Annotated in this window: 15 protein-coding genes; 13 read left to right on the forward strand and 2 right to left on the reverse strand. The window is 26.7% G+C overall.

Translation table 11 applies throughout. From position 1 onward, the window contains the following. Nucleotides 1-17: 17 nt before the first annotated feature. Genes AVBRAN_RS01180 through AVBRAN_RS01210 form a run of 7 tightly spaced genes read left to right on the forward strand, consistent with a single transcriptional unit; the run spans nucleotide 18 to nucleotide 7,915 of the window. A complete protein-coding gene (locus AVBRAN_RS01180) occupies nucleotides 18-1,775 on the forward strand; it encodes a Na+/H+ antiporter NhaC family protein (RefSeq protein WP_214117446.1) in 1,758 nt (585 codons plus the stop codon). Beyond that, nucleotides 1,768-2,787 (forward strand): tRNA (uridine(54)-C5)-methyltransferase TrmA, encoded by a 1,020-nt coding sequence (locus tag AVBRAN_RS01185; protein WP_239803328.1) that lies wholly within the window; start codon nucleotides 1,768-1,770, stop codon nucleotides 2,785-2,787. The genes AVBRAN_RS01180 and AVBRAN_RS01185 overlap by 8 nt, the downstream gene beginning before the upstream one ends. Further along, nucleotides 2,774-3,973, forward strand: coding sequence for a threonine ammonia-lyase (gene ilvA, locus AVBRAN_RS01190; protein ID WP_214120479.1), 1,200 nt, complete (start codon nucleotides 2,774-2,776; stop codon nucleotides 3,971-3,973). Before AVBRAN_RS01185 ends, ilvA begins: the two co-directional genes overlap by 14 nt. Further along, the gene (glyS, locus tag AVBRAN_RS01195; protein ID WP_239803329.1) at nucleotides 3,970-5,967 is read left to right on the forward strand and encodes a glycine--tRNA ligase subunit beta; all 1,998 of its coding nucleotides are present in this window, start codon (nucleotides 3,970-3,972) and stop codon (nucleotides 5,965-5,967) included. Before ilvA ends, glyS begins: the two co-directional genes overlap by 4 nt. Continuing rightward, nucleotides 5,951-6,691 carry a DUF815 domain-containing protein gene (locus tag AVBRAN_RS01200; RefSeq protein WP_214117442.1) on the forward strand — a complete coding sequence of 247 codons (741 nt, stop codon included), beginning with the start codon at nucleotides 5,951-5,953 and terminating at the stop codon, nucleotides 6,689-6,691. The genes glyS and AVBRAN_RS01200 overlap by 17 nt, the downstream gene beginning before the upstream one ends. After that, the gene (locus AVBRAN_RS01205; RefSeq protein ID WP_214149658.1) at nucleotides 6,684-7,343 is read left to right on the forward strand and encodes a hypothetical protein; all 660 of its coding nucleotides are present in this window, start codon (nucleotides 6,684-6,686) and stop codon (nucleotides 7,341-7,343) included. The genes AVBRAN_RS01200 and AVBRAN_RS01205 overlap by 8 nt, the downstream gene beginning before the upstream one ends. Before the next feature lie 2 nt (nucleotides 7,344-7,345). Next, nucleotides 7,346-7,915, forward strand: coding sequence for an NUDIX hydrolase (locus AVBRAN_RS01210; RefSeq protein WP_239803715.1), 570 nt, complete (start codon nucleotides 7,346-7,348; stop codon nucleotides 7,913-7,915). Nucleotides 7,916-7,954: 39 nt separating this feature from the next. On the opposite strand, the gene AVBRAN_RS10990 is transcribed toward AVBRAN_RS01210, so the two are convergent. Further along, nucleotides 7,955-8,089, reverse strand: coding sequence for a hypothetical protein (locus AVBRAN_RS10990; protein ID WP_275591989.1), 135 nt, complete (start codon nucleotides 8,087-8,089; stop codon nucleotides 7,955-7,957). 151 nt (nucleotides 8,090-8,240) lie between these two features. On the opposite strand from AVBRAN_RS10990, the gene AVBRAN_RS01215 reads away from it, so the two are divergent. From AVBRAN_RS01215 to AVBRAN_RS01225, 3 genes are read left to right on the forward strand one after another with little or no spacing between them, the layout of a single operon-like run. Then, entirely contained in the window at nucleotides 8,241-9,128 is an 888-nt protein-coding gene (locus AVBRAN_RS01215) for a hypothetical protein (protein WP_239803330.1), read from the forward strand. A 27-nt stretch (nucleotides 9,129-9,155) separates the two neighbouring features. Beyond that, nucleotides 9,156-10,052 carry a hypothetical protein gene (locus AVBRAN_RS01220; RefSeq protein WP_239803331.1) on the forward strand — a complete coding sequence of 299 codons (897 nt, stop codon included), beginning with the start codon at nucleotides 9,156-9,158 and terminating at the stop codon, nucleotides 10,050-10,052. Between the two features lie 37 nt (nucleotides 10,053-10,089). Then, on the forward strand, nucleotides 10,090-10,485 hold the full coding sequence (locus AVBRAN_RS01225; protein ID WP_214150577.1) for a hypothetical protein: 396 nt from the start codon (nucleotides 10,090-10,092) through the stop codon (nucleotides 10,483-10,485). A gap of 52 nt (nucleotides 10,486-10,537) precedes the next feature. Here the strand turns inward: AVBRAN_RS01225 and AVBRAN_RS01230 are convergent, their stop codons facing one another. Further along, nucleotides 10,538-11,041 carry a hypothetical protein gene (locus tag AVBRAN_RS01230; protein WP_239803332.1) on the reverse strand — a complete coding sequence of 168 codons (504 nt, stop codon included), beginning with the start codon at nucleotides 11,039-11,041 and terminating at the stop codon, nucleotides 10,538-10,540. A 180-nt stretch (nucleotides 11,042-11,221) separates the two neighbouring features. Here AVBRAN_RS01230 and AVBRAN_RS01235 point away from each other — a divergent pair, with 180 nt between their 5' ends. The 3 genes from AVBRAN_RS01235 (at nucleotide 11,222) to AVBRAN_RS01245 (ending at nucleotide 14,327) form a co-directional block, all read left to right on the forward strand. Continuing rightward, a complete protein-coding gene (locus AVBRAN_RS01235; RefSeq protein ID WP_239803333.1) occupies nucleotides 11,222-11,899 on the forward strand; it encodes a hypothetical protein in 678 nt (225 codons plus the stop codon). Between the two features lie 145 nt (nucleotides 11,900-12,044). Continuing rightward, nucleotides 12,045-13,499, forward strand: a complete 1,455-nt coding sequence (locus AVBRAN_RS01240) for a SulP family inorganic anion transporter (protein ID WP_239803334.1) — start codon at nucleotides 12,045-12,047, stop codon at nucleotides 13,497-13,499. Nucleotides 13,500-13,604: 105 nt separating this feature from the next. After that, nucleotides 13,605-14,327: a hypothetical protein gene (locus tag AVBRAN_RS01245; protein WP_214117432.1), complete on the forward strand. Its 723-nt coding sequence runs from the start codon at nucleotides 13,605-13,607 to the stop codon at nucleotides 14,325-14,327. The last annotated feature ends 187 nt before the right edge of the window (nucleotides 14,328-14,514 follow it).

Raw genomic sequence — 14,514 nt, forward strand, 5'->3', positions numbered from 1 at the left:
TAAAATAGGAATTTAAAATGAGATTTTTGTTTTTAATGTTTTTTAGTATATTTGCAAACGCAGCTGATACAAGCGTTAGCAATATGCAATTATATGGCGTTTTAACACTTTTACCGCCTTTAATGGCTATTATTTTAGCTTTTATTACTCGTGAAGTAATTTTATCTTTATTTATAGGTGTTTTTACGGGGACTTTTCTTCTAGCTTTTGCTAATTTTTACACAGCAAATATTGTAAATGATACTTATACATTTACTTATAATAATCCATCTTTTATGGATTGGGTAAATTTATTTTTAGCGTCATTTTCAAATATAGTAAAACATTTGCTAGATGCTATGATAGATAGCGATGATGCAGGAGTAATCTTGCAAGTATTTTGTATAGGTGGTGTGGTTGCATTAATTACTAAAATGGGTGGAATAAACGCAGTTGCACTTGCGCTTACTCGTTTTGTAAAAGGTCCTGTTTCAGCTCAAGTTAGCACTTGGCTTATAGGGCTTTGTATTTTCTTTGATGATTATGCAAATAGTTTAACCGTTGGTCCTATTATGAGACCAATTGCTGATAAGTTTAAAATCTCTCGTGAAAAATTAAGCTTCATACTTGATAGCACCGCTGCACCTGTTGCAGGAATTGCGATAATTTCTACTTGGATAGGTATTGAAGTTGGACTTATTAAAACTGCTTATTCTTTAGTAGGAATTAGCGATGTAAATGCTTTTGGAGTATTTATGCAAACAATTCCTTATAGATTTTATAATATCTTTATGCTAATTTTTGTTGTTTTAACAGCTATTCAGCAAAGAGAATTTGGCTCAATGTATATAGCTGAAAAAAATGCTCGTGCAGGAATAGTAAGTGAAGCTGCACTTGATGTTGGAGCTGAACTTGAGCGTGAATTAAAACCAAATGATGGAGTAGAGCATAAAATTAGTGATGCCTTAATTCCTATTTTAACTCTTATTATTACAGCTTTAGCAAGTTTTTATTTTAGTGGTTTAAATGCAATTATAGATGACCCTGATAAAGCAGACATTTTAAGCAAGATTGAAGAAAATTATTTAAGTTTTTATGCGATAAGAACTACTTTAGGTGAAGCAAACTCAAGCTTAGCATTATTTCAAGCTGCATTATTTGCTAGTGTTGTTGCAGTTATTTTAGGTCTAGTTCGCAAAAAAATCAATCACAAAGAAGCAGTAGAGACTTGGCTACATGGCTGGAAGAGTATGATATTTACAATTGCAATGCTACTTTTTGCTTGGAGCTTAGCTGCAATTGTAAAAGAATTAGGCACTCATAAATACATAGTTCAATTACTATCAGGTTCAACTCCGCATGTATTACTTCCTAGTTTAATTTTCTTAATTGGCTCGGCTATGAGTTTTGCAATAGGCACAAGTTATGGAACTATGGGTATTTTAATGCCTTTAGCAATCCCACTTGCACACGCAGTTGGTCTTGAAGCTGGTATGAGTGGAAATGAGCTTCATGAATATATGGTTATAAATATTTCTTGTGTTTTAACAGGTGCTATTTTTGGAAACCATTGTTCTCCGATAGCTGATACCGTAATTTTAAGTGCAATGAGTGCAAAATGCGAATTAAGTGCGCATGTTAAAACTCAAATGCCTTATGCTCTTTTAGTGTGTGCTATTAGCGTAATTTTTGGATATATTCCTGTAAGTCTTGGCTTAAATGTGTATTTAACAATTATTTTAGGTGTTGTTATGATGAGCTTAGCACTTCGCTTAATAGGAAAAAAAGTTGAATAAATTTGACTTAGTTTGCAAGGAATTTCAAATTCCTTGCGAGAAGATTTATAAAGATGGCTTAAGAACTAGGGTTAATTTTGCTTTATACAAAAATAACGGCGAAATATCTTATGCTATGTTTAAAGATAAGGTAAAAATAACTGATTTTGATACTTCTTTTATATGTGATGAGATAAGAGAATTTATGCCTAAATTACTTAAGGCTTTAGATGAAGCTTTAAAAGATAAATTATTTGAAATTAGATTTTTTAAGAGCTTTTATACTTTAAATGTTTTGCTTTTATATCATAAAGACATAAAAGAATTTAAAATAGAAAATTATTACGAAAAATTAAGCAAATTAACCAATTTAAAGCTTAATTTAATAATGCAATCAAGAAAACAAAGAATATCATATCCAAGCGATATTTTAGAGCATTTTAGCAATGGTATTAAGTATGAGTTTAATGATGAGTGTTTTATCCAACCTAGCTTAAGTATGAATGAAAATATGCTTGAGTTTGCAAAATCTTGTCTTAAAGATAAAAAATGCGATGATTTATTAGAGCTTTATTGTGGATATGGTAATTTTACCTTAGCACTTGCACCATTTTTTAAAAAAGTTTTTGCAACAGAACTTAGTAAAAAAAATGTGGCATTTTTAAATAAAAATTGCAAATTAAATAATGTAAATAATATTTTTACAGCAAGGCTAAAAGATAGTGAAGTAAAAGACGCTTTTAATAAGGTAAGAGCTTTTAATAGGCTAAAAGATTTAAATTTAGATGATTTTTGTTTTTCACATATTTTAATAGACCCTCCAAGATGTGGCTTAGGCGAATGTGTTAATTTAGTAAAAAACTATGATAATATAATTTATATTTCGTGCAATCCATTAACGGCTAAAATAGATTTAGAAAAATTATGCAAAACTCACGAGTTAAAAAGATTTGTTTTGTTTGACCAATTTATAAATTCAGAGCATTTAGAGTGTGGATTTTACCTAGAAAGGAAGAAAGATGATAGAGCTTAGCAAAATATATGCGGCTAAAGAAAAAGTATATGATGTGGCAATTAAAACGCCTTTTAATTATTCAAGATTTTTATCAAATGATAAATATAATATATATTTAAAATGTGAAAATCTTCAAACAATTGGAGCTTATAAGATAAGGGGCGCTTATAATAAGATTGCAAGTTTAAATGAAGAGCAAAAAAAACTAGGAGTAGTTGCAGCAAGTGCAGGAAATCACGCTCAAGGAGTAGCTTTTTCTGCTTCAAAGTTTGGTATAACAGCTCATATCGTAATGCCAGAATCAACACCAGTAAATAAAGTAAGCAGCACAGCTAATTTAGGTGCTAATGTAATACTTAAAGGCGATAATTTTGATGAAGCTTATGCTTACGCAAAAGAGTTAGAAAAGACTAAAAATCTAACCTTTATTCACCCATTTGCTGACCCGTTTGTAATGGCAGGACAAGGGACTATATTTTTAGAACTAATTGAAGAATTAAACAATATTTCTTATATCATCGTTCCAGTAGGCGGTGGCGGTTTAATTAGCGGTATTGTTAGTGCAGCAAAACAAATTAATCCAAATATTAAAGTAATAGGAGTGCAAAGCAAGGGCGCTAGTGCCATGCTAAATAGCTTTAATGAAGGTAAAATCATAAACTCAAATAAAGTAAAAACAATAGCTGATGGTATAGCTGTAAGAGATGTTAATGAAGATAGCTTTAATATAATTAAAAACAATGTAGATGATATGGTTATGGTTAGCGATGAAGAAATAGCTAATGCGGTTTTATTTTTATTAGAGCAACATAAACAAGTAGTTGAAGGTGCAGGAGCAGCAAGTGTAGCTGCTGTAATGCACGGCAAAATTCCTAATCTAAGTGGCAATGTAGTTTGCATTTTAAGTGGTGGAAACATAGATATTACAATGCTAAATAATATTATTGAAAAAGGTCTTATTAAAAGTTATAGAAAAATGCAAATATGCGTAACTTTAATTGATAAAGCAGGGGCATTACTTGATTTAACTAAGGCTTTAAAAGACGCACAAGCAAACATAATAAAAGTTGATTATGATAGATTAGGCACTGATTTTGGTGATGCAAATATTACAATCACACTTGAGACTAAAGGCAAAGCTCATCAAGAAGAAGTTGGAAAAATTCTTAAAGAGCAAGGTTTTACATTTAAGGAGATAAAATGAGAAAGTTTTTAATAGAAATAACTACAGAAGAATTACCTGCAATTCCTTTTTTAAAAGAAGAACCAAATATAAAAGATAAATTAGAAGTGGTTTTAAAAGCAAATAATATTGAATTTAGTAATTTAGAGTTTTTATACACTCCTAGAAGATTTGTTTTTACATTTAAAGCAAACGAAAGAGCAAACGATAGCGTTATAGAATTAATCGGAGCTCCTAAAGAAGTAGCCTATAAAGATGGGAAATTGAGTAAAGCTGGTGAGAGCTTTTTAGCAAAAGCAGATATTAGCGAAAACGAACTTAGCTTTAAAGAAATTAAAGGAAAAGTTTGTTTATATGTAGAAAAAATAGAAAAAGGTAAATTATTTAGCGAATTAATAAATGATATTTTAGAAAGCTTTATTACAAGTCTTAATTTTGGTAAAAGTATGCGTTGGGGTACAAATACTTTTAGTTTTATTCGCCCAATTACTGGACTATGCGTTATGATGGATGATGAATTAATTAATGCAAGTTTGTTTAATATAAACTCAAGTAAAAGCACTTTCGTTCATAGAAATATTAGTATGGATAAAATATCTTTTAATACCCAAGATGAGTATTTTAAGACTTTAAAAGAAGGCAAAGTTATCTTAAATCCTAAAGATAGATTAGAAATCATTTTAAGTGAGATAAGAAATATTGAAAAATTATGGAATTTAAAAGCTGAAATTGATGAAGAATTATTAGCAGAAGTTGTAGCAATTACTGAATATCCATCAGCGCTTTTAGGTAGTTTTGATAAAGAATTTTTACAAGTTGCACCTGAAGTAATAATTACTTCAATGAAAGAAAATCAACGCTATTTTGCAGTATATAAGGATAATTCTTTAAGCAATAATTTTATAACAATTACAAATTCATTCAATCCTGATTTAGAAACTATAAAAAAAGGTAATGAAAAGGTGTTAAGAGCAAGGCTTAGCGATGCATTGTTTTTCTGGGAAAATGACTTAAAACTTGGCTTACAACCTGAATTATTAAACAATACAATTTATATGCAAGAATTAGGCACAATAGCACAAAAAGAACAAAGAGAAGAAGAAATTGCCTTAAGATTAGCAAAATTATTTGCTTATGAAAATACAAAAAATATAAAAGATGCAATCACGCTTAGCAAGGCTGATTTAAGGACACAAATGGTAGGCGAATTCCCTGAATTACAAGGAATTGTAGGCTCATATTATGCTGCTAATATGGGGTATTCTAGTGAAGTTTGCACTGCTATTAAAGAGCAATATTTATATGATGTTATCCCAAGCACAAAATTAAGTAAAATTGTAATCTTAGCAACTAGACTTGATACTTTAATGGCTTTATTTAGTATAAACAAGCTTCCAAGTGGTAATAAAGACCCTTACGCATTAAGAAGAGCAGCTTTAAGTATTATTAAAATTCTAATTGATTTAGGCGTTAAATTTAATTTATTAGATTTATTAAACGAGTTTAAAGGTCTTTATAAAGATTATGATAAAGTTAAATTGCTTAATTTTATTACAGATAGATTTAATGCTTTATATAGCGTAAATTCATCTTTTATAAAAGCAGTTTTAAATGTGAATAATAATGATTTAGTAGTAATTGATGAGAATATAAAAGCACTTATAAATCTAGCAAAAGATAAAGATTATGAGAGCAAAATCTCAACATTTAAAAGACTTGCAAATATCATAAAAGATAGTAAAGATTTATATTGTGATGAAAGCAAATTAAGTAATGAATATGAGATTAAATTATATAAAGCTTATAAAGATATTAGTTTTAGTGATGATGTGAGTGATAATTTAGGTAAGATTTTTGCACTTAAACCTATCATTGATGAGTTTTTTGATAATGTTATGATAAATGTTGATGATTTAGAGATTAAAAACAATCGCTTAGCATTAGTTTATAGCATTTATAAGCACATTGCTTGTGTGGCTGATTTAAAAGAAGTTAGTTTTGATAGCATTGTTTAAAGAATTTAAAGCTGCTAGTTATAGAGCAAGAACTAGTAGCTTTAAGCCTATTAAAAACCTTGATTTGGTTGATTTTAAAGACCTTTTGTTTTTGGATAAAGAATTTAATATCTTAAAAAATAATATGAATAATTTTTTACAAAACAAAGCCTATCAGCATTGTTTATTAGCCGGTGCAAAAGGTTGTGGCAAATCTAGTTTAATCAAGGCTATTTTTAATGAATTTATTAAAAGTGATTTAAGAATAGTTGAGGTTTTTAAAGAAGATTTATCGCATTTAAGATATATTATTGATGATTTAAGCGAATTAGAATACAAATTCGTAATATTTTTAGATGATATAAGCTTTAGTATAAATGATGATAGTTTTAAGGCATTAAAGCCGATTTTAGATGGTGGATGTGAGAAATTAAGTGATAATATAATGTTTATTTTAAGCTCAAATTATAAAAATCTTTTAAAATCAAGTAATACAAATTATCAAGACGCTGATTTTAAAGATGAAAGCGATGATAGATTTGCTTTAAAAGAAAGATTTGGAATATGGCTTAATTTTTATTCAATGAGCCAAGAGCAGTATTTAAGCATTGTAAAATCATTATTTAAAGATGAATTTAGTGATGAGATAAAGGCTAAGGCTTTAGAATTTGCAAATTTAAAAGGCACAAAAAATGGTCGTATCGCTAAACAATTTTATGAACTAAAAAAGGATTTGAATGATTAATGGAGCTAGTATTTTTAAAGCGTTATTAAAACATAATTTACAAGGTTCTTATGAATGGCAAAATTATGATGATTTTTCAAAATTTTTAGCTCTTTTAATAGGTCAAAATACCAAGTGGCAAAACACTCAAAAAGCATTAAAAAATGTTGAAATTCCTATTTCAAATTCTATAAACAAACTTGCTTTAATTGATGTAAAAGAACTAGCCGAGTTAATAAAAGCAAGTGGATTTTATAATACAAAAGCAAAAAAAATTAGCGATTTAGCAAAGGCAATTGTGAATGATTTTAGCAGTTTTGATGACTTTATTAATAATGCTAGTTTTGATTGGATTATGGATATTAAAGGCATTGGTTTTGACACGGCTTTAATGCTTAGTAATTTTCTTTTAAAAAAGCCTATTTTTGTGGTTAATTCAAATGCTAAAAGATTTTTAGAACTATTAGGCTATGAGTTTAATAATTACGAAGAAGCTATAGATATTATAGCTAGTGGGCTTGATGATGAGTATTTTTATAAAGCATTAAATACTCAAGATTTGTCATATATTTATATGATTTTTGCTGCAAGTATTGATAATCTAATGCAAAATCATTATAAAAATAAACAATTTGATGAAATAGGGCTTAAGGTTTTAAAGGAGCTTGAATGAAAATTGATATAAGTGATTTTAAAATAGTTGAGTTTAAAAAATCAGATTTTATAAAACCTTTAAGAGCTAGTTTTGTTATAAACGAGCATAAGGTAGATTGGGATTTTATAAAGTCTTTTGATTCTGTTAGTATTATGTTATATCACGAGAGCAAGGATAGTTTTATATTTGTAAAACAATTTAGAGCACCTTTATATTATTACGAAAATTGTAAAGATTATGAGAGTGGATTTTCGGTTGAATTATGTAGTGGGATAATTGATAAAAACAAAAGCTTAGAAGAAATCGCCTTAGATGAATGTATAGAAGAATTAGGATTTAAGCCTAAAAAATTAGTTTATATTAATAAATTTTATACAGGATTTGGTAGTGGGGTAAATACTCAACATTTATTTTTTGCTAGGGTTAGTGATGATGATATTGTAGGAGTTGGTGGCGGCGTTGATAATGGAGAATTCATTAAAAGCGTATATGTAAAAATCAATGAATATGATGAGTTTTTTGCAAAAAATAAAAGAAGTGCTTTGATTGATTATGCTAATTTGTGGTTTAGGTATATTTATAAAAAATAAGTAGATTTAAATTCTTTTAATTTTTAATAATTTTGTATTTTAAAATGCAGTAAAACTTATATATGAATTACGAATAAATTCGTAATTCTTTTGATTAATCATTGATATTTGAGCTGCAATATAATTTGCCATACCAAGTAATCGTGCAGTGATTATAAGGTCTTGTTCTTGCATCAGCAATAGATGATAAAGCTAATAATAATAAAATAGCTGATAATAATTTTTTATATTTTCTTCTTTTCTTAAAACTAAGTAAATAAATACTAAAAACTCTTAAAGAAAAATAAAATTAACCGATATAAGTTTAGTTAAAGGAGAGTTAAAAATGGATTTAAATATTTGTGATATGGGTGGGTTTTTAAATTCTAGCCTACATAAAATAAAAAATGTAAATAGCACTATTAATCTAAGCCAAATAAGACAAGATATAAAAACAAATAATTTTGAATATAAAACAAGTGATAAAGAATTAAATGTATTTTTTAGCCTTGATAATAAAAGCGTAGGGATTAGCTTAGATAAAGATACTTTAAAAGATTTAAAAAGCTTTTTTAATAAAAATGATTTTTTAGAAGAAAATGGAAAAACTATTTTAAAAGGCGACGCTGCTAATTATGTAGCAGGTTGGTTTAGTGAGATTGCTTTTGATTTAAAATATCTTGAAAGTGATAGCGATAATAATGGGGTGCTAAATAGTGATGAATTAATAAATACATTTACTAATGGGCTTTATTTTAATCAACAAAAAAATGGAATATATGTTTTAGATAAAATAGTTTTAAATGAAAAAGCAAATGAAGAATATTTAAGTCAAGTTGGCGAAAAAAATATAAACACTATTTCAAAAATGATTAATAATAGAATATTTTTTGATAAAGATAAAGATGGAGAAATTTTAGTAAAAGAGCAATATATTGAAGATGAAAGCGAGTATTTTAAAAACTTAAATCAAGCAAAAGAAGAATTAAAAAATAAAAAAGAAAAAATAGAAGCCAATCCAAAGCTAAAAGAATACGCAATAAATGAAGAAAACAATCACATAAGAAAACTAAAGCAAGATATAAAATTATTTAAAAACTCAAATTCTTTAAAGATAAATGAAGATAAAGAAAAAGAATTAAAAGACAAAAATAATTTAGAAGAATTTTGCGAGTTTAGCATAAAGCTAATTGATGAGCTAAAAGCTTATAAATTACTAGATTTAAAAGCTTAATTAATTCTTTAAGTTAAAGGAGAAATAATGCTAAAAATAGATGGATTTTATGTAGATTTAAGCTCTTTTATAAATACAAGTGTTAGTAAAAAAGCTGATGTAAATAGCACTATTAATCTAAGCCAAATAAGACAAGATATAAAAACAAATAATTTTGAATATAAAACAAGTGATAAAGAATTAAATGTATTTTTTAGCCTTGATAATAAAAGCGTAGGGATTAGCTTAGATAAAGATACTTTAAAAGATTTAAAAAGCTTTTTTAATAAAAATGATTTTTTAGAAGAAAATGGAAAAACTATTTTAAAAGGCGACGCTGCTAATTATGTAGCAGGTTGGTTTAGTGAGATTGCTTTTGATTTAAAATATCTTGAAAGTGATAGCGATAATAATGGGGTGTTAAATAGTGATGAATTAATGAATACTTTAATTGATGTTTGTTATTTTGATGAGAATAAAGATGGGGTTTATGTCTTAAGCGAGATTGTTAAAAAAGACAAAATATTAGAAGAAGATATTAATGAATTTGGCGAAAAAAATATAAACACTATTTCAAAAATGATTAATAATAGAATATTTTTTGATAAAGATAAAGATGGAGAAATTTTAGTAAAAGAGCAATATATTGAAGATGAAAGTGAGTATTTTAAAAACTTAAATCAAGCAAAAGAAGAATTAAAAAATAAAAAAGAAAAAATAGAAGCCAATCCAAAGCTAAAAGAATACGCAATAAATGAAGAAAACAATCACATAAGAAAACTAAAGCAAGATATAAAATTATTTAAAAACTCAAATTCTTTAAAGATAAATGAAGATAAAGAAAAAGAATTAAAAGACAAAAATAATTTAGAAGAATTTTGCGAGTTTAGCATAAAGCTAATTGATGAGCTAAAAGCTTATAAATTACTAGATTTAAAAGCTTAGAAATGTCTTTAAAATGCTAAAAACAATACTTTATATAATGATTTTTTTAATATTTTTTATTATTGGTTTTTTAGTTTTTTTAAGTTACGGCAAAGCTGATAGTAATATCATAAATATTGTTAGCTTATCAATTGATAAAATAGAAAAAATTCTTATTAAAAATAATTATTGTAATTCTAAAGAAGATTGTATTAGTAGAACTTATATTTTATACGATTCGTCTTTTAATAATATTTATTTAAATATTTATAACAATGTAGATAGAACTACAAGCAATGAAATTTGTAATATGATGAAAAATATAAAAACACAAAATAAGCATATAGATTTTTATCTTGAGTTTTTTGAGTATTCTAAAGATGAGTATTATCAAGGATATAACAACAACAATCAAGCAATAAAACAAAAAGCATTTTATAAGTGTAAATATTAATAAGATTTAAAAGGAAAGGACTTTTTAAGCCATTTCCTTGATAATTTTAGAATTATTTATTTAAAAAAGTTTTTAAACTATTATATCTTTCACAACCCACATTAGATTGAGCATCACAAGCTTTTTTGTAATAACTTAAAGCTTTTTGTGGATTTGTTTCTAAACCATAATTTTTACCATCCTTTAAAACCAATCCATCTCCTGCTACAACGCAAAATTTGTTATGAGATGATTCGTTTTTTACTATTATATTTGGTAATTCGCATAATTTACTTATAGCTTTTTGAGCATCAATATAGGCTTCTTTAATATCAATTAATTGTTCTTTCACTAATTTTACATTAGCAATAGCTGTCATTAAACAACCACTAAAATTATCTTTAGCACATAAATCTTTTGAGTATTGATAACAAGCTTTCAAATCTTTTTTGCAGTATTCATCAAGCTCAAAAGCACAATTTGATTGGTCTTGATTTTTACAAGCTTTATCAATATTACTAATATCAACAGCAAATAAGCCTGAAATTAAAGCTAAACTTAATAATATCTTTTTCATAAACTCTCCTTAAAAATAATTTGAATTATATTGATTTATGAATTAATTTCTAATTAAATAATTACTATTGAATGAATTAAAATATTAAATATTTAAATCTACTTAATACTTATTATTTGTTTATTTAAATAAGGAACACATTTTGCTCTTGTTTAATTATTATAAATTAAAGGAGAGCAAATGTTAATAAATGATAGGATTGTTCTTAGTTCTTTTACTAAGACAAATAACTTAAATGATAATAAAAAAGCTTCATTTGAAGAAGCCTTACAAGCTCAAAGTAAAGCAGCAAGTAATATAAATGATGAGCTAATTAATAAGTGTATATCAAATGCTGAAGATGATTTTGCTTGGATGCACTATGGAAATTGTTTATTTTTTCCCACAGAATGGCATACTCCTAGAAAAGATAAAGAATTAGATAGCGAGTATTTAAATAGAATTCCTAAAGAAGATGTAGGGGTAATGATGTTTTTAGAAGCTTGTGGGATAGTTGAGACTAAAAAACTAGAATCAGTTAAAAATAATTTAGATTATGAAGGTTTAAAAGTAGCAGAAGAAATCATAGAGAACTATCAAATCACACCTGATTTGGAGTTAAAAATAATTGAATTTGCTAAAAAATCATCAAAAGAATTTATGAATAAATTTGATTTACCATCAGGTAGCGTAGGGCTTGACCACCCTAAATTACAAGCTATTTTTAAAAAACATGGAATTTCAATGGATGAATTTGTAGATAAAGAAAAATTAATGCAACAAAGCTTTAAATTTGATTTTGATAAAGAAAAAGATAAATTATTAGATGAATTAATGAAAATTAGTGATAACTCTAAGGCAAGATTAGGAATTAGCTAATTCCTAGTTAGCTTTAATGATATAAAGTTAAAAATAACTTTTAATCTTAATTGATACTAAAAATTGTTTAATTAATATTATTACTTTAAATAACATAACTTTGTTACACTCCATTTTATTTATATTAACTTTTTAAGGACAAACATTGCAAAAAAAATATTTATTTAATCTTAACAATATTACAAAAGAAGCTTTAGCAGGGCTTGTAGTAGGCTTTGCGATAATTCCTGAAGCAATAGCTTTTAGTCTAATTGCAGGAGTTAATCCTAAGGTAGGAATATATGCTAGTATTTGCATACTTTTAGTAACTGCATTTGCGGGTGGAAGACCTGCTTTAATCTCGGCTGCAACGGGTGCAATGGCTTTGCTTATGATTGATTTAGTTAAAGGCTATGGGCTTGAATATTTAATGGTAGCGGGGATTTTAGCAGGGATTTTTCAAATTCTTTTTGGTGTTTTAAAAATAGCTAGATTTATGAGTTTTATCCCACGCTCGGTTATGGTTGGCTTTGTTAATGCTTTGGCGATTTTAATTTTTATGGCTCAACTTGATGAAATTTTTAAATCAAACTTACTTGGTTTAGTGATAATGTGCGTTGCTTTAGGCATAATCTATCTATTTCCATTACTTCCTAAAATCGGCAAAATTATTCCAAGCTCATTGGTAGCGATTATAATACTTACTATTATTAGTATAAATGCTGGATTTGATGTTAGAATGATTAAGGATTTAGGTGAATTGCCAAGTGAATTACCACATTTTTTAATACCTAATGTTCCATTAAATATACAAACTTTACAAATTATTTTACCTTATTCATTAAGCCTTGCAGTAGTTGGGATAATGGAAAGTCTTATGACTTCTAATGTATTAGATGAATTAACCGCTACAAAAAGCAATAAAAATCGTGAATGTATAGGGCAAGGTTTAGCAAATATTAGCACGGGATTTTTTGGTGGAATGGCAGGTTGTGGAATGATTGGTCAATCTATGATAAATGTAAAATCAGGTGCAAGGACTAGACTTTCTACATTTTTAGCAGGGGTATATTTATGCTTGATTATATTATTTTGTGCTGATTTTGTGAATTATATTCCTATGGGAGTATTAGTTGGTATTATGATAATGGTTTCTATAAGCACATTTGATTTTATATCTATTAGGCAATTAAAATCATTTCCATTTTCAGCAAATGCTGTAATGATTGCTACCGTTATTGCTACTATTTTGACACATAATCTTGCTATAGGTGTATTAATTGGGGTTTTATTAGAAGCTTTATTTTTTGCAAATAAAGTTTCGTATTTTTTAAATTGCAAAAAAACTTTAAATGGTGATATTAGAGTTTATAAATTCTACGGGCAAATATTTTTTAGAAGTGCTGATAAATTTTATAGTGAATTTGATTTTAATGAAAATTGTAAAAATGTATTAATTGATGTTAGCAACGCACATTTTTGGGATATTAGTGCTATTTATATGCTTGATAAGATAAAAGATAGATTTCAAGAAAAAGGTGCATTAGTAACACTAAAAGGCGTTAATTTTGCTAGTTCTTATATGATAAAAAAATTTAGTGTTAAAGATAATATTGATTAATTTGTTTTAATTCTTAAACAAATCATATAAATTTTTACAATATTAAGTATTTTTTAAGAATGGGGGGGGGTATTATTTTCTTTTTTTATCAAAAAAGGAGAATGAATGAAGAAATTATTGTTTTCAACACTTTGTTTAGGTGCTTTAGGTGTAGCTGCTAATGCGGGAACTTATTCTGGTATTAATTTTGGCTTTTTATCTACTTCAAAAACAATGTTTATTATCAATAATAAAGAATATTTAGGCAATAATAATTGGGATATTAATGGCTATATTAGAACTTATAAAGAGCACGAAAGAGATTCTGAATTTGTTTGGAGTTTTGAGGCTAATTATTTTTGGAATAATTATAAAGATAGATTTGATGACTTAATTCCAATTATAAGAAATAATCAATTTGATTTTAGTGTTTTGATTGGTTATGGAATGTATGTTAATGATGAATATGAAGATGAGCTTAGTTTGAACTTAATGGGTGGTCTTGCGTATCATAATATGGGTATTAGAGGCGGTGCTATTTATGATATTAAGGGATTAAAATTTGGTTTAAGTGCTTTATCAAAACCATTTGATACAAAAAAATATATGGTAACTCTTGATGCTTATTATAATTTTTATTTAAGTAATAATTATTTTAGAGATGTTCAAAATGAATTTGGTGTGAAAAAGAATAGAAATGCTTATGATATATCTTTAGGTATGTTGTTTAATACTACACCATCTCGTTATAGCCCTTATGTTAGCACTAAAGTGGGTGTTAAAGATAATTTATTTTCACAAAAGAATAATAACCTTTATATAAATCTTGGTTTAGGTTTTCATTTTTAATTTAACTAATAATTTATAAATTTCGTGCTTTTTGGCACGGAATTTAAATCTAAAATTCGTTTTTTAAATTCCTTTATTATTCGCTTTAATTTTAAAGGAATTTAAAATATGAATTATAAAAATATAAAAAATTAAAAAAACCTTTTTAAGAAAAATGAAATTCCTATGTCAAATTATCTTTTTTAGT

The organism is Campylobacter sp. RM12651 (assembly GCF_022369475.1).
Taxonomy (GTDB): domain Bacteria; phylum Campylobacterota; class Campylobacteria; order Campylobacterales; family Campylobacteraceae; genus Campylobacter_E.